The sequence below is a fragment of the Fimbriimonas sp. LA-C6 genome, assembly GCF_055398105.1.
The window spans coordinates 280,453-302,897 of record NZ_AP038796.1; the positions used below are offsets into that span (position 1 = coordinate 280,453).

22 protein-coding genes, 2 tRNA genes and 2 riboswitches are annotated in these 22,445 nt (G+C 54.1%); of the genes, 12 read left to right on the top strand and 12 right to left on the bottom strand.

Features of this window, described 5'->3' with window-relative positions:
- Positions 1-112: 112 nt before the first annotated feature.
- A riboswitch (cyclic di-AMP (ydaO/yuaA leader) is annotated at positions 113-248 on the bottom strand.
- Positions 249-384: 136 nt separating this feature from the next.
- The 3 genes from sucD (at position 385) to ACZ51B_RS01370 (ending at position 3,705) form a co-directional block, all read left to right on the top strand.
- Positions 385-1,272: a succinate--CoA ligase subunit alpha gene (sucD, locus tag ACZ51B_RS01360; protein WP_464295435.1), complete on the top strand. Its 888-nt coding sequence runs from the start codon at positions 385-387 to the stop codon at positions 1,270-1,272.
- 24 nt (positions 1,273-1,296) lie between these two features.
- Positions 1,297-2,355, top strand: coding sequence for a cysteine desulfurase family protein (locus ACZ51B_RS01365; RefSeq protein WP_464295436.1), 1,059 nt, complete (start codon positions 1,297-1,299; stop codon positions 2,353-2,355).
- A gap of 309 nt (positions 2,356-2,664) precedes the next feature.
- Positions 2,665-3,705, top strand: a complete 1,041-nt coding sequence (locus ACZ51B_RS01370; RefSeq protein ID WP_464295437.1) for a sigma-70 family RNA polymerase sigma factor — start codon at positions 2,665-2,667, stop codon at positions 3,703-3,705.
- A 64-nt stretch (positions 3,706-3,769) separates the two neighbouring features.
- On the opposite strand, the gene mscL is transcribed toward ACZ51B_RS01370, so the two are convergent.
- The 5 genes from mscL to gcvH form a co-directional block, all read right to left on the bottom strand.
- Positions 3,770-4,195, bottom strand: coding sequence for a large conductance mechanosensitive channel protein MscL (gene mscL, locus ACZ51B_RS01375; RefSeq protein ID WP_464295438.1), 426 nt, complete (start codon positions 4,193-4,195; stop codon positions 3,770-3,772).
- Between the two features lie 21 nt (positions 4,196-4,216).
- Positions 4,217-4,861 (bottom strand): lipoate--protein ligase family protein, encoded by a 645-nt coding sequence (locus ACZ51B_RS01380; protein ID WP_464295439.1) that lies wholly within the window; start codon positions 4,859-4,861, stop codon positions 4,217-4,219.
- A 59-nt stretch (positions 4,862-4,920) separates the two neighbouring features.
- A complete protein-coding gene (gene gcvPB / locus ACZ51B_RS01385) occupies positions 4,921-6,432 on the bottom strand; it encodes an aminomethyl-transferring glycine dehydrogenase subunit GcvPB (RefSeq protein WP_464295440.1) in 1,512 nt (503 codons plus the stop codon).
- A 17-nt stretch (positions 6,433-6,449) separates the two neighbouring features.
- The gene (gene gcvPA / locus ACZ51B_RS01390) at positions 6,450-7,787 is read right to left on the bottom strand and encodes an aminomethyl-transferring glycine dehydrogenase subunit GcvPA (RefSeq protein ID WP_464295441.1); all 1,338 of its coding nucleotides are present in this window, start codon (positions 7,785-7,787) and stop codon (positions 6,450-6,452) included.
- 78 nt (positions 7,788-7,865) lie between these two features.
- Positions 7,866-8,246 carry a glycine cleavage system protein GcvH gene (gene gcvH / locus ACZ51B_RS01395; protein WP_464295442.1) on the bottom strand — a complete coding sequence of 127 codons (381 nt, stop codon included), beginning with the start codon at positions 8,244-8,246 and terminating at the stop codon, positions 7,866-7,868.
- 54 nt (positions 8,247-8,300) lie between these two features.
- On the opposite strand from gcvH, the gene trmD reads away from it, so the two are divergent.
- The 4 genes from trmD to ACZ51B_RS01415 all read left to right on the top strand — a co-directional run bounded on the left by trmD (position 8,301) and on the right by ACZ51B_RS01415 (position 11,948).
- Complete coding sequence (gene trmD, locus ACZ51B_RS01400) at positions 8,301-9,059, top strand: tRNA (guanosine(37)-N1)-methyltransferase TrmD (RefSeq protein ID WP_464295443.1); 759 nt, start codon at positions 8,301-8,303, stop codon at positions 9,057-9,059.
- Between the two features lie 108 nt (positions 9,060-9,167).
- Positions 9,168-9,518: a 50S ribosomal protein L19 gene (gene rplS, locus ACZ51B_RS01405; RefSeq protein WP_464295444.1), complete on the top strand. Its 351-nt coding sequence runs from the start codon at positions 9,168-9,170 to the stop codon at positions 9,516-9,518.
- Positions 9,519-9,524: 6 nt separating this feature from the next.
- Positions 9,525-10,514, top strand: a complete 990-nt coding sequence (lepB, locus tag ACZ51B_RS01410; protein ID WP_464295445.1) for a signal peptidase I — start codon at positions 9,525-9,527, stop codon at positions 10,512-10,514.
- Between the two features lie 33 nt (positions 10,515-10,547).
- Positions 10,548-10,617, top strand: a riboswitch (Fluoride riboswitch).
- 32 nt (positions 10,618-10,649) lie between these two features.
- Complete coding sequence (locus ACZ51B_RS01415) at positions 10,650-11,948, top strand: voltage-gated chloride channel family protein (protein WP_464295446.1); 1,299 nt, start codon at positions 10,650-10,652, stop codon at positions 11,946-11,948.
- On the opposite strand, the gene ACZ51B_RS01420 is transcribed toward ACZ51B_RS01415, so the two are convergent.
- Positions 11,927-12,595, bottom strand: a complete 669-nt coding sequence (locus tag ACZ51B_RS01420; protein WP_464295447.1) for an SOS response-associated peptidase — start codon at positions 12,593-12,595, stop codon at positions 11,927-11,929. The genes ACZ51B_RS01415 and ACZ51B_RS01420 overlap by 22 nt on opposite strands.
- 74 nt (positions 12,596-12,669) lie before the next feature.
- On the opposite strand from ACZ51B_RS01420, the gene ACZ51B_RS01425 reads away from it, so the two are divergent.
- Positions 12,670-13,227 carry a DUF2239 family protein gene (locus ACZ51B_RS01425; protein ID WP_464295448.1) on the top strand — a complete coding sequence of 186 codons (558 nt, stop codon included), beginning with the start codon at positions 12,670-12,672 and terminating at the stop codon, positions 13,225-13,227.
- Between the two features lie 18 nt (positions 13,228-13,245).
- Here the strand turns inward: ACZ51B_RS01425 and ACZ51B_RS01430 are convergent.
- Positions 13,246-13,321, bottom strand: a tRNA-Ile gene (locus tag ACZ51B_RS01430).
- A gap of 67 nt (positions 13,322-13,388) precedes the next feature.
- On the opposite strand from ACZ51B_RS01430, the gene ACZ51B_RS01435 reads away from it, so the two are divergent.
- The gene (locus ACZ51B_RS01435) at positions 13,389-14,969 is read left to right on the top strand and encodes an acyl-CoA dehydrogenase family protein (RefSeq protein ID WP_464295449.1); all 1,581 of its coding nucleotides are present in this window, start codon (positions 13,389-13,391) and stop codon (positions 14,967-14,969) included.
- Positions 14,970-15,189: 220 nt separating this feature from the next.
- The gene (gene glnA / locus ACZ51B_RS01440) at positions 15,190-16,599 is read left to right on the top strand and encodes a type I glutamate--ammonia ligase (protein WP_464295450.1); all 1,410 of its coding nucleotides are present in this window, start codon (positions 15,190-15,192) and stop codon (positions 16,597-16,599) included.
- Between the two features lie 77 nt (positions 16,600-16,676).
- On the opposite strand, the gene ACZ51B_RS01445 is transcribed toward glnA, so the two are convergent.
- Together ACZ51B_RS01445 and ACZ51B_RS01450 are read right to left on the bottom strand one after the other, a co-directional pair.
- The gene (locus ACZ51B_RS01445; protein ID WP_464295451.1) at positions 16,677-17,198 is read right to left on the bottom strand and encodes a hypothetical protein; all 522 of its coding nucleotides are present in this window, start codon (positions 17,196-17,198) and stop codon (positions 16,677-16,679) included.
- A gap of 93 nt (positions 17,199-17,291) precedes the next feature.
- Positions 17,292-18,317 carry a Gfo/Idh/MocA family protein gene (locus tag ACZ51B_RS01450; RefSeq protein WP_464295452.1) on the bottom strand — a complete coding sequence of 342 codons (1,026 nt, stop codon included), beginning with the start codon at positions 18,315-18,317 and terminating at the stop codon, positions 17,292-17,294.
- Positions 18,318-18,416: 99 nt separating this feature from the next.
- On the opposite strand from ACZ51B_RS01450, the gene ACZ51B_RS01455 reads away from it, so the two are divergent.
- Positions 18,417-18,493 (top strand) — tRNA-Met (locus tag ACZ51B_RS01455).
- A 5-nt stretch (positions 18,494-18,498) separates the two neighbouring features.
- On the opposite strand, the gene ACZ51B_RS01460 is transcribed toward ACZ51B_RS01455, so the two are convergent.
- Positions 18,499-18,780, bottom strand: a complete 282-nt coding sequence (locus ACZ51B_RS01460) for a hypothetical protein (RefSeq protein WP_464295453.1) — start codon at positions 18,778-18,780, stop codon at positions 18,499-18,501.
- Between the two features lie 67 nt (positions 18,781-18,847).
- On the opposite strand from ACZ51B_RS01460, the gene ACZ51B_RS01465 reads away from it, so the two are divergent.
- A complete protein-coding gene (locus tag ACZ51B_RS01465) occupies positions 18,848-19,522 on the top strand; it encodes a hypothetical protein (protein ID WP_464295454.1) in 675 nt (224 codons plus the stop codon).
- A gap of 3 nt (positions 19,523-19,525) precedes the next feature.
- Here ACZ51B_RS01465 and ACZ51B_RS01470 read toward each other — a convergent pair whose 3' ends face one another.
- Both ACZ51B_RS01470 and ACZ51B_RS01475 read right to left on the bottom strand, forming a co-directional pair.
- A complete protein-coding gene (locus ACZ51B_RS01470; protein ID WP_464295455.1) occupies positions 19,526-20,755 on the bottom strand; it encodes an ABC transporter permease in 1,230 nt (409 codons plus the stop codon).
- Positions 20,755-22,383 (bottom strand): efflux RND transporter periplasmic adaptor subunit, encoded by a 1,629-nt coding sequence (locus ACZ51B_RS01475; RefSeq protein WP_464295456.1) that lies wholly within the window; start codon positions 22,381-22,383, stop codon positions 20,755-20,757. Before ACZ51B_RS01475 ends, ACZ51B_RS01470 begins: the two co-directional genes overlap by 1 nt.
- Positions 22,384-22,445: the final 62 nt, after the last annotated feature.

Below are 22,445 nucleotides of genomic sequence, written 5' to 3' on the forward strand. Positions count from 1 at the left end.
CACACAAAGCTCTTCATCTTATCAAGCTACAAAGGCAAGGGTCCTGCGCTCTGACAAAACTTCATTGTTCTGCCTTCTCTTCCAGATGAGATCTGGCGTTGTGCACACGCAACCAAACTCTTACATACGCCTACGGGGTTAGCTGTCGGATTCGGGCCAAGAGATACCCTGGAAGCCAAATTAGGCTTCGTTCACCCCTAAGTTACGGTTCCCCCGTTCCACCGAAGTGGATTCAACGGTTGGCTTTGCAGCCATATTTACTATACATGCAGGTGCTTTGAAATGATTCCGAAAAATCGTCAATTTTAACAAACGGTCCGACCGGGCTGGATACGAGGTGGCACACACTTGTTGCACGCCAAAGTCGGTATTCTATTGGGCAATATGGCAGTTCTCGTCGACAAGGACACAAAGGTGATCGTCTGTGGCATTACCGGCCGCGAGGGTAGCTTCCACGCGAAGCAGATGATCGAGTACGGCACAAAGGTTGTAGGCGGCGTCACCCCAGGAAAGGGCGGCACCACATTTGAAGGCGTTCCCGTCTTCGATACCGTTGAAGAAGCGGTGAAGGCGACCGGGGCAAACGCGGCGCTCATCTTCGTCCCACCTCCCTTTGCAGCTGACTCCGTTCTCGAGTGCGAGGCTGCTGGCGTCCCGTTCGTGACGCTCATCACCGAAGGAATCCCCATTCAGGACAGCCTCCGCATGGTGAGCCGACTCCACGCAAACGGAACCACCCGTCTCCTGGGTGGCAACTGCGCAGGAATCATCACTCCAGGCGAGTGCAAGATGGGAATCATGCCAGGCCACATCTTTACCCCTGGTAACGTTGGTCTCGTTTCCCGAAGCGGAACCCTTACCTACGAGATCGTTTGGGAAATGACCCGAGCTGGTTTTGGCCAGACCACCTGCGTCGGAATTGGCGGCGACCCGCTCCCTGGAACTCGATTCATCGAAGTGATGGAGATGTTCGAGGCAGATCCGAAATCTGAAGCCGTTGTATTGATCGGCGAAATCGGCGGATCCGACGAGGAAGCAGCAGCTGAGTTCATCAAGACGATGAAGAAGCCGGTTGTGAGCTTCATCTCTGGACGAACCGCACCTCCTGGAAAGCGAATGGGCCATGCTGGAGCCATCATCTCTGGTAACACAGGTACACCGCAGTCCAAGGTTGACGCACTCCTGTCCGCTGGCGCATCTGTTGCAGATCGAACCAGCGACGTTCCAGCCCTCTTGAAGGAAGCCTTCAGCAAAATCGGCGTAGCTCGCTAAGCGCGATCAAGCGTCGTCGACAACATGCTGGATCGCTACTTCGACAACGCTGCCACAACTCCCGTAGACGAGCGCGTTCTACGGGAGATGCTCCCTTTCTTCTCGGAGGCATTTGGAAATGCCAACTCCATTCATAGCTTCGGGCAACGTGCACACGAAGCCGTTGAGCTGGCAAGGGAACGCATCGCAAGCCTCTTGGGTGCAGACGATCCACTGCAAATTATCTTTACAAGTGGAGCCACTGAGGCCAACAACTGGATCCTCTCCTCTCTCAAACCCATCACCAGCCCCTTCGAGCACTCTTCGCTGGACGAATACCAAACGACGCATGGTGGCAAATTCCTCCCCCACAGCGGAACCACCTTGGGCCAGCCTGACGCAGAAACCATATGCGTGAGTGTCATGGCAATCAACAACGAGACGGGCACCATGTTTGATCTCGAAGAGTTCAAGCATCAACCCTATTCCTTGCATTCCGACATTACGCAGGCCTTTGGAAAAGTCCCGATCTCTGTCGAGGGACTGGATTACGCATCTGCAAGTGCACACAAGCTGTATGGCCCCAAGGGCGTCGGACTGCTCTATTGCATAGAAAGCCCACCTGAACCCTTGTTTTATGGGGGTGAGCAGGAATTAGGGTTCCGTGCCGGCACCATTAACGTCCCTGCGGTCGTAGGATTTGGTGTGGCTGCGGAGATTGCTTCCCAAGAGTGGCAAGTTAACCTGGCTCATGCATCCGACCTGCGAGGAATTGTTCTAGAGGAACTCAAACAACTTTCAGACTGGCAATGGAATGGGGGAGACAGAACTTCCCCGTATATTCTCAGTCTAAGTTTTAAGGGCGTACAGGGCGAAACTTTGGTGGTGGAATGTGATCAAGCTGGATTTGCGATCAGCAGTGGCGCTGCCTGTAGCTCACATTCAACGGAACCTAGTCGAGTTTTGACGCGATTGGGGATGGAGGAATCACTAGTTCGAGGAACCGTTCGATTGAGCTTTAGTAGACTCAACACCAAGGAAAGTGCCTGCTTTGTAGGGCGAACCTTGCGCCAAACAGTCGAAAAACTCCGAAGAATGGCATAATTGGTCAATAAGTTGCAACGTCTTGCCCCTATCAACACGTCTAAACATATAATTATCTACACCCTCGCAGCGTCGGGCAAAAGACAAAGAGTCGGTCTTTTGCACGTCAAACATTTTTCGTGTCCTTGACATCGACAGGTGGGAGTGTTAACGTGATCGCGGTGGTTATTTACTTATACCCCCAAGATCAGCTTTGTATTGAATGAAATTTTAGGTGAACTCGGACCGTATATCAGTGGTGATCAAGCGGCTGGAGTGACCTCTCGACATGGAAGTTCACGGAGAGCTTCGGAGGAATAGAACAGAATTATGTCAGCAGAAAACGGGTTAGCAACTCAGCCAAGACGTGGACGTGCCATTACAGTACGCACTCCAGGTCGTCACTCCTATTTGGAGGCTGGGGGCGCTCCCGTCCTGGACGACCCGTCCGTTGAGCCACCAGAAGACGATTTGCTTGAGCTGGATGCCGCGGATGAGGATGAAGCCGATGACGAAAAGCCTGTAGCCGACGACTCTGAGGAACTTGAAATGTGGATGCGGCAGACGCGCCGCGCACAGCTTCTAACCCCAGAGCAAGAGGTAGACCTCGCAAGAAAGGTCCAAGCCGGAGACATGTACGCAAAGAAGGTGCTCATCGAGTCGAACCTACGACTTGTTGTCAGCATCGCAAAGAAATACAATGCGCGCGGTATCCCCTTGGCAGACCTTATTCAAGAAGGAAATCTTGGTCTTATTCGAGCAGTCGAAAAGTTCGACTGGCGAAAGGGCTTCCGATTTAGCACCTACGCAACGTGGTGGATCCGCCGAGCTATTGCACGAGCAATCATTAACCAAGGGCGAACGATCCGAATCCCTGTGTATGTAGCTGAATTGATCAACAAGGTTGTCAAGACAGCGAGTCGCCTTCAGCAAGAGCTTCAGAGAGAACCGACTGAGGAAGAGATCAGCCGAGAGGTTGGCCTTTCTATCGACCGTGTGCGCGAAATGATGCGCGTGGCAGTCGAGCCGATCTCCCTGGAAACTCCCGTTGGTGAAAAGGACAACTCTTCCATTGGAGACTTTGTTCACAGCACGAACATGCCAAACCCTGGCGACGTGACATGGACTCTGATCCGACGCGAAGAGATTGACGGCATTCTAGGACGGCTTACGAGTCGCGAACGCGATGTCGTACGCCTCAGGTTTGGTCTGGATGACGGTCGCTCACGAACTCTTGAAGAGGTCGGAAGCGAACTCAATGTCACCCGAGAGCGAGTTCGACAGATCGAACTCCGAGCGATGAAGAAGCTTCGACACATCGGCCAAGAGCTGACGTCACAAGGCTTCACCATCACTCCGACACCAAACTAAGGATTCTGCCCCCAGATCCTAAAAAAGCCCCAGCGAGACTCGCTGGGGCTTTTCTTTTATCACATCAACTCTTCTTCAGCAGATCTCGAATCTCTGTCAAAAGCACCACATCCGCTGGATCGGCGGGAGGCGCAGCGGGTGCCTCTTCCTTCTTCAACTTATTGATCGATCGTACGATCAAAAAGATCACGAAAGCCAAGATCAAGAACTGGATGACGTTGTTGATGAACAGGCCATAGTTCAGCGTGGAGACGCCGAGCTTCTTGGCCTCTTCAATCGACTTCACTTGCATGCCTTTGTCGTCGCCGAGCACGACAAAGAGACTCTTGAAATCGACCTTCCCAATCACCTGACCAATGGGAGGCATGATGATATCTTCAACCAAGGAGGACACGATCTTTCCAAACGCGCCGCCAATGATTACGCCCACAGCAAGGTCAATCACGTTGCCCTTGACTGCGAACTCCTTAAACTCTTTTATCAAACCCACAAAATTGGGACGAACCTAAGTCTAGAAATGATCCCGAGTTAGCTGGAGACTCAGTTTTTGGGCAAAATCTGAGCAGTCCCACAGCTCGCCTTGTAAGGCGACGCCACCGACGATAACCTCATCCGGCTCCCTCAGGGGACGCTCAAACGGAATGCTCGCTTGAACCAGAGCAGCATGGTCGGTCACACGCAAAGCACAGCCACAGAGCTTCTTGCCTGTCTCCCGATGGACTACATCGTTCGGCGATGAAAGCGCGAAACAATCGGCGCTGAGAGAATCCGTCTTTACAAATCGAGTTCTTTCTGCCAACTCCGCCGGAACTCCGCAGTTGTTGAGAGCTGCAATGAGGGGAGCAACCATCGCTCGGTAGACCGCTTTGATCGACTTGGAATCCGTGATCCCTAGGCTTGCAAGCGGAACGGCCAGCCCAACTGTCACATCATGCCCATGAAGTACTGCTCGGCCACCCGTTGGTCTCATCACCCACTGATTGAAACCGGGCTGGATAGCTGCATCAGGCTTTTGATAGTGACCTAGGCTCACCCACACGCCATCCCACTGATACACCCGGCAGCCAGCACTTCCCTGCTCCGCCAGGCTCAATAGTTCAGAGTCTCGGGCCATGTTGATGGGGCCACTGTTTCGGTCTTCGATGGTGAAATTCATTCGATAAAGCAATAAGGGCTGCCCGACCCAAGAGTCGAACAGCCCCATCCTATCGCCGCTTAGCCTGCGGTTACAGCAGTTCGGCCCGTGTCGACGCGGACAGCTCCGCTTGGCTTCCATCGAACATCCAAGTTCTTGACGGCCGCCGTCTCATCAAGTCGCCCAACAATCTGGGTGCTCGGAGCGTCGTGCAGAAGGTCTGGATTCTCCACTGCTTCCTTGCAGATTGCGATCATCGCGTCGCAGAACTGATCAAGAGTCTCCTTCGCTTCCGTTTCTGTAGGCTCAATCATCAAGCACTCGGGAACGATCAGCGGGAAGTAGTTTGTAGGTGGGTGATATCCGTAGTCGATCAGTCGCTTACTGATATCCAGCGCACGAACGCCGTTCTCCTTCTTGTACTTCTCGGCCGTCAGAATGCACTCGTGCATACATGGGCGGTCGTGTGCCGGAGGCAGGACCTCTTTGAGCCGCTCACGTACGTAGTTCGCATTGAGAACTGCGTGGCGAGAGATATCGGCCATGTGCTCCCGTCCGAAGGCTCGAAGGTAGGTATACGCTCGAACTTCCATGAGGAACTGACCATAGAATGGACTCACTCGACCGATCGAAAGTGGTCGTGCATAGTCCGCCACGATCTGCTTGTTTGGCTCTCGTCGGATCACCGGCACTGGCAGGAAGGGTTCGAGGTGGTTCTGAAGACCGATCGCGCCACAGCCAGGGCCGCCGCCGCCGTGAGGCGTGCTGAAGGTCTTGTGCAGGTTGAGGTGCATGCAGTCGAAGCCGTGATCGCCAGGTCGTGTGGTGCCGACCATTGCGTTCATGTTGGCTCCATCGCAGAACACCTGTCCGCCAGCCTCGTGAACCATCTTGCAGATCTTTTCGATGTTTGGTTCGAACAGACCCAGGGTCGATGGGTTGGTCAACATCAGAGCGGCTACTGCCTTTCCGCCGTCGCCTTCTAGAGCTTTCTCCAGAGCTGCGAGGTCGGTGTTGCCGTCCTTGTCCGTTGGAATCGACTTTACGTCGTATCCACAACGTGCGGCAGAAGCTGGGTTGGTACCGTGAGCAGAGTCTGGAACCAGGACGGTGTGTCGCTGCTTCCCTTCTCCCTTCGCCTCAAAGTAGGCCTTGATCAGCATCAAGCAGGTCATTTCGCCATGGGCACCTGCGAGGGGCTGTAGGGTGATGTGGTCGAAACCGGTGATCGCCATCAGCATCTCTTGAACACCCATCAGAATGTCCATCGCGCCAGGAACCGTCTCAACAGGCTGCATGGGGTGAAGGTTGGCAAACCCTGGCATGCGAGCGGTGAGCTCGTTTACCTTCGGGTTGTACTTCATGGTGCAGGAGCCGAGAGGATAGAACCCAGTCTCGATGCCGTAGTTGAGGTGGCTCAAGTTTGTGAAGTGACGCAGAAGGTCCAGCTCACCAATCTCAGGCAGGTGCAGCTCTTCTCGGGTCTCACCTACAATGGCATTGATGTCTACTTCTGGAGTGTCGCAGTGGGGCAAGTTGCACCCGATACGACCAGGACGAGACTTTTCGAAAATCAGTTGCGGCTCTGGCATCCGCTTCATTAGTGGCTTCACGAAAGCACCTCCTTCAGAGCGCTGGCATATGCGTCAATTTGATCCTTCGATCGCATCTCCGTCACCGCGACGAGCAGACAATCCTTATAAGCCGAGTAGTAACCGGCGAGCGGCAAGCCAGCCAGGATCTTCTTCTCAAGCAATCGATCGCGAACTTCCGTCGGGTCCTTGGGAAGCTGGAGGATGAACTCTCCGAATACCTTGCCACCGTGGAGAACCTTTCCACCGGCTTCAGTGAGTTTCTGAATGGCGTACTGGGTGTTGCGAACGGTTGAAGTAGCAACTTCCTGAAGGCCGTTCTTGCCGAGAGCCGACATGTAGACGGTCGCAGACAAGGCCATCAGCGCTTCATTCGTACAGATGTTCGAGGTCGCTTTTTCACGTCGGATGTCCTGCTCTCGCGTTCTAAGGGTCATGACGTAACCGGTTCGGTCGCCATGCATCTCAGTGGTTCGGCCAACGATTCGACCTGGAATGCGTCGCACATGCTCGGACTTGCAGGCGAAGAGACCGACCATCGGTCCGCCCAAGCCCATTGCAACGCCAAGCGGCTGACCTTCGCCAACCACCACATCCGCGTCAAATGCTCCAGGAGGCTTGAGGAGTGCGCAAGCAACTGGATCAGCAACGACGATCAGCAGCGCGCCGTTCTTCTTGGACTCTTCTCTGGCCAAGGCCAAATCTTCGATAGTTCCAAAGAAGTTGGGATACTGAACGATCAGACAAGCGCTCTCGTTGTTGAGTCCGGAATAGTCTTTGGTTGCGCCGTCTGTTGCAGGAAGTGTCACCACTTCGATACCCATCGACCAGCAGTAAGTGTCGAGCACTTGCCGATAGTGGGGGTGAACGGCTTCGCTGACGCAGACCTTTTGACGTCCGTTCACGCCGGTCGCCATGATCGCAGCCTCGGCCATGGATGTCGCGCCGTCGTACATCGAGGCGTTCGCGAGGTCCATTCCGTAGATCTCCGCGATCATCGACTGGAATTCGTAGATCGTCTGGAGGTAGCCCTGCGATGCTTCCGGTTGATACGGAGTGTAGGCCGTGAGGAACTCGCCACGGGAGATGACTGCACTTACGCTCGCGGGAATATATCGATCGTAAATGCCAGCTCCGAGGAAGCAAGCCACATCCGCAAGATTGACGTTCTTCAGTGCTAGCTCACGGAGGTGTGCCAGCAGCCTTGGCTCGTCGAGTGCGGGGGGGAGATCTAGAGCGCCAGGCTTAACGCGAAGGTTTTCTGGGATCTCACGGAATAGGGCGTCGATTGAATCGACACCGATCGTCGCTAACATCTCTTGACGATCAGCTTCGGTGTGAGGAATGTAGGGCATGTGATGGAGGGTTGGACTGGAATAAGAAAGACTCTGCCCGGTGGCCCAACGCTGGCACCTGGCAGAGCGAAACTTGAATTAACCTACGACGGCTTTGTAGCCATCAGCGTCAAGCAAAGTGCTGAGATTTGAAGCATCGCTCACTTTGATCTTGATCATGTAGCCGGTGTCGTAAGGATTTGAGTTCACGAGCTCGGATTGCGCGGAAAGCGATCCATTGACTTCAATCACTTCGCCGGCGACAGGAGCGTACACATCGCTGACGGTCTTGACAGACTCAACGCTGCCAAAGGAGTCCCCAGCCTGGAGCACACGTCCTACACTTGGAAGGTCGACGTAAACAACATCACCAAGCTCAGACTGAGCGAAGTCAGTAATTCCGATCGTTGCGACGTCACCATCAAGGCGAACCCACTCGTGCGAAGTGGCGTATTTCAGATCTCCGGGCACATTGGACATGATTCAGAAAGGATACCTTTTTGACCGGTAAAGCGGCCATGAAACACCTGTCCGATGACGCAAATCGCGTGGATTCGCGGTACCTTTCCGTTCGTGGTCCGAATCGACTTCATCACGCTCTTCCCAGAAATGGTGCAAAACGCCCTTGAGCACAGCATCATGAAACGGGCTAGTGAATCGAAGGCGGTTCAGTTCCAAACGGTGAATCCGAGGGACTACTGTTACGATCGCCATCAGAAAGTCGATGAGACTCCTTATGGTGGAGAGCCCGGCATGCTGATCAAAGCAGAGCCAACAGCGCAAGCTCTTAAAGCTGCTGGGGCTGATCGAAATAACCCCAAGACGGCGATTATCCTCACTGCTCCTACAGGTAAGTCATTCACCCAACGCGATGCCCAAGAACTGTCTGGGTATGACCAGGTCGTGTTCTTGTGCGGTCACTACGAAGGATTCGACCACCGAGTAGAGACCCAGCTTTGCAGCCATGTCTTCTCCATTGGAGACTTTGTGCTCACCAACGGGGAGCTCCCGGCGCTGGTCATGGCGGACGCGATCACCCGGGTGATTCCAGGCGTTTTAGGTTCGGCAGGGAGCCTGGATGCGGATAGCCATTCCAATGGACTGCTCAGCGCGCCGAACTACACCCGACCAGAAACATGGAACGGAGAAAGTGTTCCACCTGTTTTACTAAGTGGCAACCATAGTGCAATAGCAAAATGGCGCCGCACGGAAGCGCTCAAGCTCACGCGAGACAAGCGACCGGATCTATTTGCAAAGGCTCGCTTGGAAAAAAGTGACCTCGATATGCTATGATCTGTGTTCATGTCTAAGCACGGCCTTCCGTCGTGCCTCTGGATGGAGTCTGACAAGACTCAATTAGTGAGTGTTCTCTAAGGGCACAAACGAAACGGAAGAATAAAAATGTCGAAAGCCGCGATTTTAGATAGCGTTACCAAGGATCTGAGAAAGACAGATCTGCCAACAATTTGGCCAGGTGACACCGTGAAGGCAGGCGTAAAAGTCCGCGAAGCCGGTAAAGAACGAATTCAGTATTTCGAGGGCGTATGCATCGCCATCAAGAACGGTGGAATTGCAGAGACCATCACCCTTCGAAAGATCAGTAACGGCGTTGGCGTCGAGCGAACATTCCCGCTCCACTCGCCCAACGTTGCAAAGTTCGAAGTACTCCGACGGGGTCGGGTACGACGTGCGAAGCTGTACTACCTCCGCGAGAAGGTCGGTAAGGAAGCACGCATCAAAGAGCGACGCTAAAAAACCGTGCCGCTCTTCGACCAGTTCTATCCACTCTGCCAGGCACAACCTGGCGGAGTGTCGGACATCATTGATAAACTTGCTCGCACTCCGCTGAGCAAGGTTTTCATTTTTGTGGTGGTCCTCACAGTCATTCGACTGATCATCACCCCTAGGCTGCTCAAAGCGCCTCCCCATCTCCGAAAAATGGGACTCAACGCAGGCCTTCAGTTCACAAACGAACTGTTGGACGCAGTGATCTACGCTGCCGTGTTTGTGTTCATGGTCATCCGCCCATTTGGAGTACAAGCTTTTAAGATCCCTTCCGGCTCTATGTGGTCCACGCTCTATGTGAACGACTACATTGTTGCCAACAAAGCGATCTACCGTTACACCGAACCCAAGGTAGGCGACATTGTGGTGTTCAGACCACCGGTGCGTGCCACCCTCGGTCACCCCGAGCAGGTTGACTCAGATGGTCAGGTGAACGTCGACTTCGTCAAGCGATGCCAAGGCGTTCCTGGTGACATCGTCGAACTCCGAGCAGGCGTTCTATACCGGAACGGCAAGCCGGTAGACGACAACACCAAACACTATTCAAGGTGTGTCGACACTGTGCCCATGGGCGAAAACTGCGTCAACTATCAAGAGTTGACAGACGCCGAGAAAACGTCGATGCCTAAAGCCAGCTTCAAGCTGGTCAAATACAAAGGCCAAATCATTCCGCTCAACTACCTAGATGAGTCGGCCAATGAAGGTCTCAATGGTCCGCACGACATGACCGGTAGCCCGCTCTTGATGGCACACCCAGACTTTGCGTTCTCTTCTCTAGAGGAAGAAAAGCAGGTCGTGAAGTTGCCTGCCGTAGCAGTTCCGAAAGGCTACTACCTGATGATCGGTGACAACCGGAACAACTCGTTCGATGGTCGTGGCTGGGGACTCGTTCCTCGCGATTCGATCACAGGACGAGCAGAGTTCACTTGGCTGCCGCTCTCACGACTGGGAAGACTCCACTAAAATCGTCCTACCCGATCCTGTCGGGTAGGATATTAATCACCAGGGCATGGGGTTCGCCCTGAACCAAACCGCCAGGTTCTTGGCTGATGACTCCTACCAAATTGCAGTGAAATCCTGCTCAGCGGTAGGTCAATTATGCCTTTTAGATTCAATATTCACGAACAGTTAACCCTTCTCCGGACGCTCGCCAAATGGAGTCTTCTGGGTTCACTCGTCGGAATCCTATCGGGTGCGGCGTCATTCTTGTTCCTCAAGTCGCTTGAGTGGGCCACACGAACCCAACAACTTCACCCCAACCTCCTCTTGCTCCTTCCTGTTGCGGGCGTGGGCATCTCCCTGCTCTACACCTACTTTGGCAAAAAAGTCGAAGGCGGAAACAATCTGATCCTGGAGCAGATCCACGATCCCAAGCAGACCATTCCTTTTCGAATGGCACCCCTCATTTTCGTCACCACGGTTGCCACACACCTCTTTGGCGGCTCGGCAGGACGAGAAGGAACGGCTGTCCAGATGGGTGGCACGCTGGCGGACATCTTGGTAAAGCCTTTCAAACTCACCAGCCAGGACCGTCAAATGCTTCTCATGGCAGGGATTAGCGGCGGCTTTGGGTCTGTGTTTGGCACCCCACTCGCAGGGACAATCTTTGGACTGGAAGTGCTCGCAATTGGGCGCTTCCGAGTTCAGTCTCTTGTACCTTGCATGTTCGCTAGCATCGTCGGTGACGTCGTTTGCCAACAGCTTGGGGTTATTCACTTCGATTACCACCCGCTCATCACGGAGGTTCCTCGCCTCAGCCCCCTCGTCTATGGGCTGTTCCTACTGGCAGGATTGTGCTTTGGCCTGACTAGCCTGCTGTTCTCGGAGCTCACCCATACAGTCCAGCACTACGCAAAGAACTGGTGCAAGACGGCTTGGGGGCGGCCGGTGATCGGAGGAGTAATCCTCATTGCACTTACCCTCTTAGTGGGAAACAGGGACTATAACGGACTCGGCCTAGAGCTCATCCAGAAGAGCTTCAGTGTCAAACTCCTGCTCGCAGCATTTGCTCTCAAGCTTCTATTCACGGCTATAACCCTCGGGGCTGGATTCAAGGGAGGCGAGGTGACTCCGCTGTTCTGTATCGGAGCATGCCTCGGAAACGCGTTCGGTCAGGTCACCCATCAACCCATCGCCATTTTCGCTGCACTCGGATTTGTGGCCGTGTTTGCCGGAGCCGCCAACACACCCATCGCCTGCATCGTGATGGGCATCGAACTATTCGGGTCCCAACTAGCGGTCCCCTTGCTCATCTGCTGCGTGGTTGCCTACATCGCGAGCGGGCACAGTGGCATTTACGGCTCGCAGCGCATCCGCCACGCCAAAACCGCAGACAAATTGCATGAAGGCAGCACCCTGCGGCAACTACGCGAAAATCACTCGAACAAAGCCGACTGAAGCTGCCCAGCGGACTTGGACTTGACGCTCTTGCGCGGGCCATCCAGCACCATGCTCATCTCCCGACTATTGTAGGGGTGCAGCAACTCCGTCAAAACTTCCAGATTTTCACTGCCGTAATCCATCCACATCCCGTAATCTTCAGGACGTAAGATCGCGGGCATCCGAGGATGAATGGCGCTGATCAGCTGGTTCGACGGCGTGGTGATGATGGTGAATGTGTTCAAGGGTTTTTGCCCCGGAACTCGCTTGGATTCCCACAAGCCTGCCACCCCCATCATCGAACCGTCTTTCATGCTGATGAGGTACCGAGAATCCGCACTGAATTCGTAGAACGAACTCATGGGAATAATACAGCGCCGCTTCAGAAAGGCCTCCAGAAACGATGGACGTTCTAAGAGCGTTTCCGCTCGGGCATGAAGTAGGTTTGTGGCGCCCTTAGTTCCCTGCGCCCAGGAAGGCACAAGTCCCCAACGCATGAGTTCGGCCTCACGTGTGCCGCTCTCACCACCTTCCACAACCACTACATGAGGATCCGTTGGGTTCCCTTGCATGCTGTCTACCTCAAGCGCCTCCATGTCAGCCTCGATTCCCAAAATCTCGAAGAAGTCGAATAACTTGCCAGGTGGTCCAGTACGTTGACACATCTCGATTCACTTCATAAGTATACACGCGTCTACTTATAGAGTCATATTTTCTTTTTACCCGGGTTAAATACACCATGTCCGAAGTTCAGACCTACACAGCTTTCAAGGGTCATCAGATTCTTGCGCAAGGCCCCATCCAAGCAGTAGCCATCACGGTCAAGGCGGAAGAAGCCAACTCCCCACTCGTTTATGACGATCTCACCGGACACCTTACAGACATCGATCTTAGAGGAACGATCCAAGACGTTCTTTCAAGGCTCCCAACGCCGATTAACGAAGAAACCCCCGAAGAGCCCAAAGGACCAGGACGTCCAAAGCTCGGCGTGGTTGCCCGCGAAATCACTCTCCTTCCGAGACACTGGGACTGGCTCGCTACCCAGCCAGGCGGAGCCTCCATCACGCTCCGGAAGCTCGTGGAAGATGCACGAAAGGCGAACAGCGAGAAAGATCGTAAGCGTCAGGCAAAAGAAGCGGCCTACAGATTCCTCTCGTCCATGGCTGGAGATCTGCCGAACTTTGAGGAAGTAACGCGGGCGCTCTTTGCCGACAACTCAGAGAAGTTCTACAGTCTTATGGAAGAATGGCCAAAGGACATTAGGAGTTATGCAAATCAACTTGCCTTTGGGGAATAAGTTGAAAAAGAATCCGGATGGTGGGCCCGAGGGGGATTGAACCCCTGACCGAGCGGTTATGAGCCGCCTGCTCTGACCACTGAGCTACAGGCCCGGAAGCAAATAGAATACCAAGCCAACCATAATTCAAAGCACTACTTCTGCAAATGAGGTGACCAAAGATGCCCACTTCCCAAGAAAATATCACTGGATCCAGCTTCTTCTCCCAAACGCCCACCACCATCTTCACGCCAGAAGCCTTCTCACAGGAAGAGCAACTGATGATCGAAACGGCTGAGCAGTTCTCCCGCAAAGAGGTCCTGCCACTCGTCGAAAGGCTCGACCATCAGGAAGAGGGCCTCATGCCCTCCCTCATCAAAAAAGCGGGTGACCTGGGCCTGTGCGGTGTCGATACTTCCGACGCTTACGGCGGCTTAGGACTCGGCAAGAACCTCGCCGCACGGATTCTCGAATACATGAGTCTCAACGGCTCATTCAGTGTCACGTACGGCATCACCAGCGGAATCAGTCAGGTGGGCCTCTCTCTGTTCGGCACAGACACCCAAAAGGCTCGATACCTCCCAAGACTCACCAGTGGCGAATGGATAGGCGCATACGCCCTTAGCGAGCCAAACAGCGGTAGTGATGCACTGTCTGCCTCTACCCGTGCAGACAAAAAGGGCGATCACTACGTGTTGAACGGCACCAAGATGTGGATATCCAACGCCAAGTGGGCCGATCTGTTCCTGGTGATGGCTAAGATCGACGGAGAGAAATTCAGCGCCTTTTTGGTGGAGAAAGACTTCCCTGGCGTGAGCGTCTCCCGAGAAGAACACAAAATGGGTCTCAAAGGCTCCTCCACGGCCAGGTTGATCCTAGAAAACGCAGAAGTGCCCGTCGAGAATCTCCTTCACAACGAAGGGCAGGGCCACCACGTGGCGTTTAACGCCCTCAACATCGGCCGATTTAAGCTCTCGTCCATGTCCATGGGCCCTGCACGCGATGCCATGGGTCTGGCCGCAGCGTATGCGCAAGACCGCAAACAGTTTGGACAACCTATCTCCAGCTTCGGACTGATCCAGAAGAAGTTTGCAGAAATGGCTGCCCTCTTCTTCGTGGCGGAGTCGGTCACCTACCGAACAGGTGCGCTGATCGATGGTGCCTTCGACGCGTGGGGTGGAACGGTAGATGGCAACCGCAAGGCAGCCGAAGAGTTCGCCATCGAGTGCAGCATGTGTAAAGTGCTCGCCACGGAAATCGAATCCGCCATCGTGGACGAGGCACTGCAGGTTTACGGCGGCTACGGCTTTACGGAAGAGTTCCCCATTGCCCGCCACTACCGAGACGCCCGCGTGAGCCGCATCTATGAAGGCACCAACGAGATCAATCGTCTGTTCATCGCGGATCGATTCCTGCGAAAGGTCAAGGACGGCAAAGCCTCCGCCACCGGAGCCGGTGACTCCTTCATTTCCGAACTAGCCACCAGCGCTCTTCAACACCCCATCGAAGGGCAAATTGCCATCGGTGCAGCATCCGATCTCCTCATGCTGGCCTATGCCGAACAGTCGGCACGACTACGCGCCAAACAGGTTGGGGGGATCGCCGAGCAGCTCTACCAAGCGGCCCTCCCGTGGCTCAACTACCGCGCTGCCGCCGCTGCCCAGCTCTTAACATTTAAGCCAGTAGTAATACCTGCTCAAACACCTGTTTCACACGACGCACTTGCAAAAAAGCTGTATGAATCACGGGGTCCGGTTTGTTAAGAGGGTCGATTTGTGAAACGGTTTCGTAATTTGTAACGTAAACCCTTCCCTTCTGAGGCCCGAATTGGAGATAATCCCCGCAATCGTTCAGCAACGGCGCTAGCGGAAATTTGCAAGGGCGTCCAGGTTTTCACAACCGAGGCGTCCTTTCTCATGGGATTTTTGCCCCCCGCGACAATCACCTGAGTAATTAGCAGAGCAACCTACTGGAGGAAATACTTTGGATCCAAAGCAAGCCGTCAAATTTGTTAAAGACAACGAGGCTCCGATTGTCGACATTCGATTCACTGACCTTATGGGTACGTGGCAGCATTTCAGTATCGCAGCCAACCACTTCACCGAGGACGTCTTTGTAGACGGCTTGGCGTTTGATGGCTCGAGCATTCGAGGCTTCCAGTCCATCAACGAGTCCGACATGCTTCTCATGCCAGACCCGACCACGATGTTCATGGACCCTTACACGGAAGTCCCAACTGCAGTCATCACCTGCAACATCGAGGACCCGCTCACACGCCAGCCATATCCAAAGGACCCACGCTACACCGCTCTTAAAGCTGAGCAGTACCTAAAGTCCACCGGCATCGGCGACACCGTATTCTTCGGCCCTGAAGCTGAGTTCTTCGTTTTCGACCGACTCTCATTCAGCATCAAGCCAGAGCACACTTTCTACAAGATCGGTTCGGAAGAAGCACACTGGGAAAGCGGTAACGACGATGGCCCTGGTTTCACCATTAAGCCAAAGGGTGGCTACTACCCATGCGCCCCTGTTGACAAGCTCCAGGACCTTCGAACACAGATGTGCTTGAAGATGATGGAAGTCGGAATCGACATCGAAATGCACCACCACGAAGTGGCGAGTGCAGGTCAGTGCGAAATCGACATGAAGTTCGACACCTTGACAACCATGGCTGACAAGGTCATGAAGTACAAGTACATCGTTCGACAGACGGCATTCCAGCACGGCTACATCGCAACGTTCATGCCTAAGCCACTCTTCGGAGACAACGGTTCCGGTATGCACTGCCACCAGTCCATCTGGAAGAACGGCGAGCCAACATTCTACGATGAGGCAGGCTATGCTGGTCTCTCCGAGAATGCTCGTTTCTACATCGGCGGTTTGCTGAAGCACGCTCCAGCTCTTCTCGCTTTCTGCGCACCAACCACGAACTCCTACCGACGCTTGGTACCTGGCTACGAAGCTCCGATCAACCTGATCTACTCCGCAAGAAACCGATCAGCTTGTATCCGAATCCCAATGGTCAGCAAGTCGCCTAAGGCTAAGCGAGTTGAGTTCCGTGCTCCAGACCCAATGGCTAACCCATACTTGGCATTCTCTGCCTTGATGATGGCTGGCCTCGACGGTATCCAGAACCGAATCGAGCCGCCAAAGCCAATCGATAAGGACCTGTACGAGCTCCCAGCAATCGAAAAGGCTGGCATCGAGCAGACTCCTGGCTCACTTCGAGCAACTCTCACAGCACTTGCTAACGACCACGAGTTCCTTCTCAAAGGCGACGTGTTCAGCAAGGAGCTCATCGAGAGCTACATCGAATACAAGCTCGAGCACGAGTGCGACGCAGTTGACCTGCGACCACACCCATACGAGTTCTATCTCTACGCAGACGCCTAAGATAGACGAGCACCCCAAACTAAAAACGGCCCCGAGAGAAATCTCCGGGGCCGTTCCTTTTTGTAGCGAATCTCTTTTTAGAACCGAACGCCAACGTAGAGACCGAATGAACGGAGCTCTTTCTTCTCAGACATGAAATACTTCGCCTGAAGGAAGATTGGTGTTGGGATCTTCCACACATCGTAGCTGACCGCAGCCTGGAAGTGCAGCGCCGTGCCACTACCCGTGGAGTCCTCGTAGTTGTAGAAGTCGGCACCAATGCCTGCGCTGAACACGAAGTCCATCATCCGCAGGTTGTAGTTCACCGCCAAAGGAAAATCGCTGCTAGAGCCGTGATTGAAGTAGTCAGCAGAAATGCCGAGGTAGGTGCTTGCTCCGACGATTGGAGCCTTTAACTGAAAACCGCTCAGTCGGTAGTCCAACCCCAAAGCCTTCCAGTTCTTGCCGAGATCCTTGGCTGCGCTATCGATTGGGTAAAGAACACCCACGCGGAAAGAGGTGCCTGAGAGTCCAGGAAGACTTGGGACCTGTGCCATTGCTGCGGTGGCAACTGTTGCAAGTGCCGATACGGCCAGTACTTTCTTGATTTGCTTGTTCATAATCACGCCTCAACTAAACCGTACCCGCTAAATCACCTGTACCAGGCTATACGAGGCCGCTCCGTGAGGCGTGATCCGCAAAATCCAACACTATTAAGCCGTGTGCAGCTTCAGGGTTCTTCGTGAAATGGCTGCTTGAGTTGCTTCCTCAGCGATTTTCGTGGCGATCAACCCATCGCGCCCCGTGGGGAATGCCCCTGGCTTGCCTGTTCTGAGAGCCTCTGCGAAGGCCTGATACATGCCGGCGAAGTTCTTCTCACTCGCCCCTGGAACTGCCAGCGTCCGCTGACCATCCCGCACTTCCAGAACCCAACCATGGCGGTTGTAGTGCATGGTGCCTCCTGTTCCGATGAGGTCATAGGTGAACAAGGGTGCCGGTTCCTTGACCGTATGTCCAAAGCTGAACGACATCTCCACCATGGTGTGCGCGCCACCTTCGTGGTTCATGTGTAGGTAAACATGGTCGGGAGCTTCGTAGTCCGACACCCATGCCGCAGACACGTTCCAGTCTGTAACCTCTTTTCCAAGCCACCAGCGTGCCAAATCGATCTGGTGTACACCGCAATCCACCATGGGGCCGCCCTCTAACATCCGACCCTGCCAACGAGGAGCTTCGATCCACTTGCCGCCTGGCGTCTGCTCCCACTGGCCGTGAAGGTCCCACAGGTAGACCAGCCGCAAGCTCCGCACTTCGCCGACGATCGCTTCGTCCACCCACTTCTTGATCTGCTGTGCCACGTCGCTAAATCGGTAAACAAAGCCACACAAAAGCATCTTCCCTGCTTTATCCATGGCCTCGATCATCTCAGCCGCAAGCTTGTCATCGTGCGCAATCGGCTTCTCGCACAACACATGAAGTCCGCGCTTGGCAGCGCCCAACACATTCACGTGGTGAAAGGGTGCTGGCGAAGCCACCACCACCGCATCAAGCCCCGAATCGAGAAACTCATCCTGGTTCAGATAGGTTCTAGGATTCCCAAACTTTGCTGCGGTAGCTTCCAGCCGCTCCTTGTTTGGATCAAATAACGAAACCAATTCTAATCCGGGTGTGCGTACAATCGCGGGCAAATGCCCATAGTCCGCCACCACGCCACAACCCATTACGCCTATCTTTGCCATCCAAATGGGTTATGCCATATATGCCCCCTACCTTGACAGGGGAGGGCGAGAGATGCCTTAATTAAAGGAGTTGCTCGACATTCTTGTCGCAACGTAGTCGGCGGCGTAGCTCAGTTGGTTAGAGCGAACGGTTCATACCCGTTAGGTCACCCGTTCAAGTCGGGTCGCCGCTACCATTCCTTCAGGACTTGTGCTCTTCTTCGTAAACGAAGTAGTTCAGAGCGTTTCGCTCAATCCCGTGAACCTTAGCCTTGATCCCTGAGATCACGTGCTTGTCCAGTGTTCCATCCACATCGACACGCTCTTTGTCGCCAATCGAGTACTTCACCGACAGAGCGCCAAACTCCTGAGAGAGTTCGCTCTGAATTTTCTGTCGGATATATTCCGTTGCCCTCTCACGGTCAGCTTCCGGCACGCTCACCAGAAAATCGAGATGGGTCTTGATCGTTACTTTCTTGGACATTACAACGGCACTGTAACACACTCCGTCATCAATACCTAGTCATCACCGTTAGGTAGCCTAAACCCTGATGGCGATTCTTGATACTGATGACCAGTTCCAGTCGGAGCCCAGATGGCCTGTAATGCTGGTTGTAGTGGCCATAGCGCTCTTCCACTTCGCATTGCCAGAGGATCTCACATTGGGCCCTTCCTGGATACTTCCAGCCCTAGCGATTCCTTTGCTGATACCCGCAGCGATCACTCATCGAATGGCACTGCACAATTGGAACCGGAGAATCGGGATTGCGCTGTTGACGACGCTCACCGTCTTTGTTCTCTACGCGCTCATCGTGCTCGTCACACGGTTGCTTGTCCCGACCGAGCCTCACCTAACAGCCCCAGCCATTCTCAAGTCGGCCTCACTACTCTGGGTCACGAACGTTCTAGTGTTCGCGCTCTGGTATTGGCGACTGGATGCGGGCGGTCCTCATGAACGAGAACTCCGGCAGAAGCACGAAGAAGGGGCATTTCTGTTTCCACAAATGACTCTAACCGAGGCACAGCTAGCCACCATTTGTGCCGAAAACTGGTCACCAGGGTTTGTTGACTACCTATTTTTGGCATTCAACACCAGCACGGCTCTCTCGCCTGCAGACACCTCTGCCCTTTCCCGCTGGGCGAAGTGTCTGATGATGCTCCAGAGCACCATCAGCCTCTCCATTGTGGTCCTGCTCGCAGCGCGAGCCGTCAATATTCTGAACTAGAACCTACTCGCGTCGAAGAGCGACAATCGGGTCCAACTTCGACGCGCTCATGGCCGGATACAAACCGAACACCACGCCGATCATCGCCGAGAACGTCGCTGCGAAGACGCCTGCCGTCACGGGGAATGGAGCCTGTAATCCTCCAGCCGTCGGCCAAGCCATTGACTTCGTCGCCAGACTGACCACCTGCCCCAGCCCATAAGCAATGCTCATCCCGATGAGCCCACCAATAAGGCTCAGAGTCGCAGATTCCACCAGAAACTGGGCCAGAATCGCCGGACGCTTAGCACCCACGGCCTTGCGCAGACCGATCTCCTTCGTCCGCTCCGTCACCGACACCAGCATGATGTTCATGATGCCAATGCCGCCAACGAGCAGTGACAGCCCGGCAATGCCCGCAAGCACGCCACCAGCGCCGCCCACCACGCCACCAAATACTTTCGCAATCGACTCGTTCGAATCCACCCGGAAGATCGGCTTATTGTTGGACCGAATCATGAGGGCCTCCCAGATAGAGTCCATCACGTCATCCACTTTGGCACCCTTTTTGGCTCGCAACAGCATCACATCCAGCTTGTTACCACCCACCCATTTATCCTGTGCCGTTGTGATGGGAGCCAAGATCAACTTAGCAGTGCTATCCCCCATAAACTGGGTCTTCTCGATGATCCCAATCACTTCGAGCGCGATGCCATTGAGGAGGATGTACTTGCCAATCGCCTTCTCACTGCCAAACAGCCGGTCACGGATATCAACGCCAATCACGCAAACATTTGCCCGAGTTTGGACGTCGGTCTTCGAAAGCGAGCGCCCGTCGATCAGGTTGAACCGATTGAGCACCTGAAAGTTCTCATCCGTCGCCTGGATCTTTGGGTCCGGTACGTCGTTATTGCCGTACACAACTTTCTGGGAAGGAACACCCATCAGGCCCGAAGCGACATCAACACTCTGAACACGGTCCGTCACGAACTTCATATCGTTCGTGGTGAGCTTGTCGATCCCACCGACGGTGTTTCCTCTTCCCCTGCGTCCCCCATCAAAGAAGACGAACATCGTGTCGGCTCCCAGACGCTTAAATTCGTTATCCAAATAGGCCTGGAAGCCGTTGGAAATGAGCGTGATCATGGTCACGCTCATCACACCGATAATCACGCCCAGCATCGTGAGGAATGCTCGCAGCTTGTTCTGCATGAGCATCGAGATGGCGATTAGGAAGGATTGACCTAAGTTCATTAATCCCCACCGCCAAACTCCATGGCACCCTTTCGCTTAGGACCACCGAACTCCGGTTTGACAACAATGTCCCCTTCAGAAACTCCAGAGATAATCTCCGCAGTAGAACCCGTGGAGGCTCCCACCTTTACTTCTCGCTTCTCCGGCTTCGCCTTTGGATCGGCGGATTTCGACTGAAGATAAACAAACGATTTCCGATCCTCTTTCTGGATGTACTCAAGGGGAAGCGTAAGAACCTTCTCTTTCCGCACCACGTCCAGGCTGCACTTCGCAGACATTCCCGAGCGAATGGCACCCGCAGGATGTGAAATCAGAATTTCAACCGAATATTTGACCACAGCCTCGGTTTGAGTTGTCCCAGTAGGCAGATCCTTGCTAGCAGGAGCAATGCGGATCACCTTTCCAGTGAAGACCTGGTCAGGAATAGCATCAATGTCGACCGTAGCAGTCATGCCCACGACCAGCTTGGCCATATCAATCTCATTAACCGCGAGCACAACTTTGAGAACGCTACGATCCTCAATGCGGAGAATGCTTGTACCTGCTGAGAATCCGCTCAAGCCGCTGGCAAGTTCTCCAACCTGCAACATCTTCTTCGTAACGACACCCGTGATCGGAGCCCGCACATCGGTTTCACCGAGATTTCGCTCGGAGTTACTGAGTACAGCCGCAAGCTGACTCACCGAGGCCAAAGTCTGCTGTCGTCCCTGCTCTAAGATCGCTGCATCCTGCAAAGCAGATCGCGCCTTATCCAGGTCCCGAACCGCTGACAGATACTCTTTCCGCTTGGTGATGTCCAAAATCGCATTCGCGCGAGTTCTTCGTAGCTCTGCGTCAGCCTGCTTAATGGAGTCATCTGCCCTGGCGATGTCTGACCGGAACTGAGCATCCAACCGACCCAATGCTTCCTTCGCTTGGGCGAGTCGCACTCTTGCAAGATCAAGGGTCAACTTCGCTGACTCTAAATCCCTGGTCGGTATATAACCGCTATCAAGCAGCTCCTTTCGGCGGTTGAACTCCTTGGTGGCATTCTCAAAATTCGATTCCGCCTCGCTCACTGCCGTCACGGCAGAAGTTCGAGCGTTTGGATGAGTGCTTTCCACGAGCAATCGGCGCTGCTCTTTGGCTGTATTCAAAGCAATCTCAGCCGTACGAATCGCGTTGCGGGTCAGCTCCGGCTGAGTCTTCGACTCCAGTTCTAGCTGCTCAACCCGTGTCTTGGCCTGAAGGTAACCCGCCTGAGCGGTCTCTTTGCGCTGAGCAATTTCGAGCTGCGCTTTGCTGGCCGCGCTGCTGGCACCCTTCAGGTTCGCCCGATCCTGCAAAACCTGGAGCTGAGTCTCTTTCGGATCGATGACAGCAATCAGCTGCCCAGCCTTTACAAAATCACCCTCCTGGACAAACAGATCTTTAAGGCGTCCGGAAACTCGGGACTTCACCTCAACCGTCTTGTCAGCCTCCACATTCCCAGTCTCAACGACTTTCACAACGATATCGCCACGTGTGACAGTGGCAGTGCTCGCCTTCTTAGCGTCTGCAGGATTGGCACCTTTGCCTTTCATTAAGACTGAGCCAATGCCGCATACAATCAGCAGCACAACAACAATGGGAACGATGACCCTCTTCATGGAACGGCGTGAGTATCGTCTTTATCGACCCGCGTTAAGAAGCCTTTAGGACCTTCTGCTTA

Excerpts from the sequence above, each read along its gene's own strand:
- sucD (WP_464295435.1), top strand. The coding sequence starts at position 385 with ATGGCAGTTCTCGTCGACAAGGACACAAAGGTGATCGTCTGTGGCATT.
- ACZ51B_RS01365 (WP_464295436.1), top strand. The coding sequence starts at position 1,297 with ATGCTGGATCGCTACTTCGACAACGCTGCCACAACTCCCGTAGACGAG.
- ACZ51B_RS01370 (WP_464295437.1), top strand. The coding sequence starts at position 2,665 with ATGTCAGCAGAAAACGGGTTAGCAACTCAGCCAAGACGTGGACGTGCC.
- ACZ51B_RS01380 (WP_464295439.1), bottom strand. The coding sequence starts at position 4,861 with ATGAATTTCACCATCGAAGACCGAAACAGTGGCCCCATCAACATGGCC.
- gcvPB (WP_464295440.1), bottom strand. The coding sequence starts at position 6,432 with ATGCCAGAGCCGCAACTGATTTTCGAAAAGTCTCGTCCTGGTCGTATC.
- gcvPA (WP_464295441.1), bottom strand. The coding sequence starts at position 7,787 with ATGCCCTACATTCCTCACACCGAAGCTGATCGTCAAGAGATGTTAGCG.
- gcvH (WP_464295442.1), bottom strand. The coding sequence starts at position 8,246 with ATGTCCAATGTGCCCGGAGATCTGAAATACGCCACTTCGCACGAGTGG.
- trmD (WP_464295443.1), top strand. The coding sequence starts at position 8,301 with ATGACGCAAATCGCGTGGATTCGCGGTACCTTTCCGTTCGTGGTCCGA.
- rplS (WP_464295444.1), top strand. The coding sequence starts at position 9,168 with ATGTCGAAAGCCGCGATTTTAGATAGCGTTACCAAGGATCTGAGAAAG.
- ACZ51B_RS01415 (WP_464295446.1), top strand. The coding sequence starts at position 10,650 with ATGCCTTTTAGATTCAATATTCACGAACAGTTAACCCTTCTCCGGACG.
- ACZ51B_RS01420 (WP_464295447.1), bottom strand. The coding sequence starts at position 12,595 with ATGTGTCAACGTACTGGACCACCTGGCAAGTTATTCGACTTCTTCGAG.
- ACZ51B_RS01425 (WP_464295448.1), top strand. The coding sequence starts at position 12,670 with ATGTCCGAAGTTCAGACCTACACAGCTTTCAAGGGTCATCAGATTCTT.
- ACZ51B_RS01435 (WP_464295449.1), top strand. The coding sequence starts at position 13,389 with ATGCCCACTTCCCAAGAAAATATCACTGGATCCAGCTTCTTCTCCCAA.
- ACZ51B_RS01445 (WP_464295451.1), bottom strand. The coding sequence starts at position 17,198 with ATGAACAAGCAAATCAAGAAAGTACTGGCCGTATCGGCACTTGCAACA.
- ACZ51B_RS01450 (WP_464295452.1), bottom strand. The coding sequence starts at position 18,317 with ATGGCAAAGATAGGCGTAATGGGTTGTGGCGTGGTGGCGGACTATGGG.
- ACZ51B_RS01460 (WP_464295453.1), bottom strand. The coding sequence starts at position 18,780 with ATGTCCAAGAAAGTAACGATCAAGACCCATCTCGATTTTCTGGTGAGC.
- ACZ51B_RS01465 (WP_464295454.1), top strand. The coding sequence starts at position 18,848 with ATGGCGATTCTTGATACTGATGACCAGTTCCAGTCGGAGCCCAGATGG.
- ACZ51B_RS01470 (WP_464295455.1), bottom strand. The coding sequence starts at position 20,755 with ATGAACTTAGGTCAATCCTTCCTAATCGCCATCTCGATGCTCATGCAG.
- ACZ51B_RS01475 (WP_464295456.1), bottom strand. The coding sequence starts at position 22,383 with ATGAAGAGGGTCATCGTTCCCATTGTTGTTGTGCTGCTGATTGTATGC.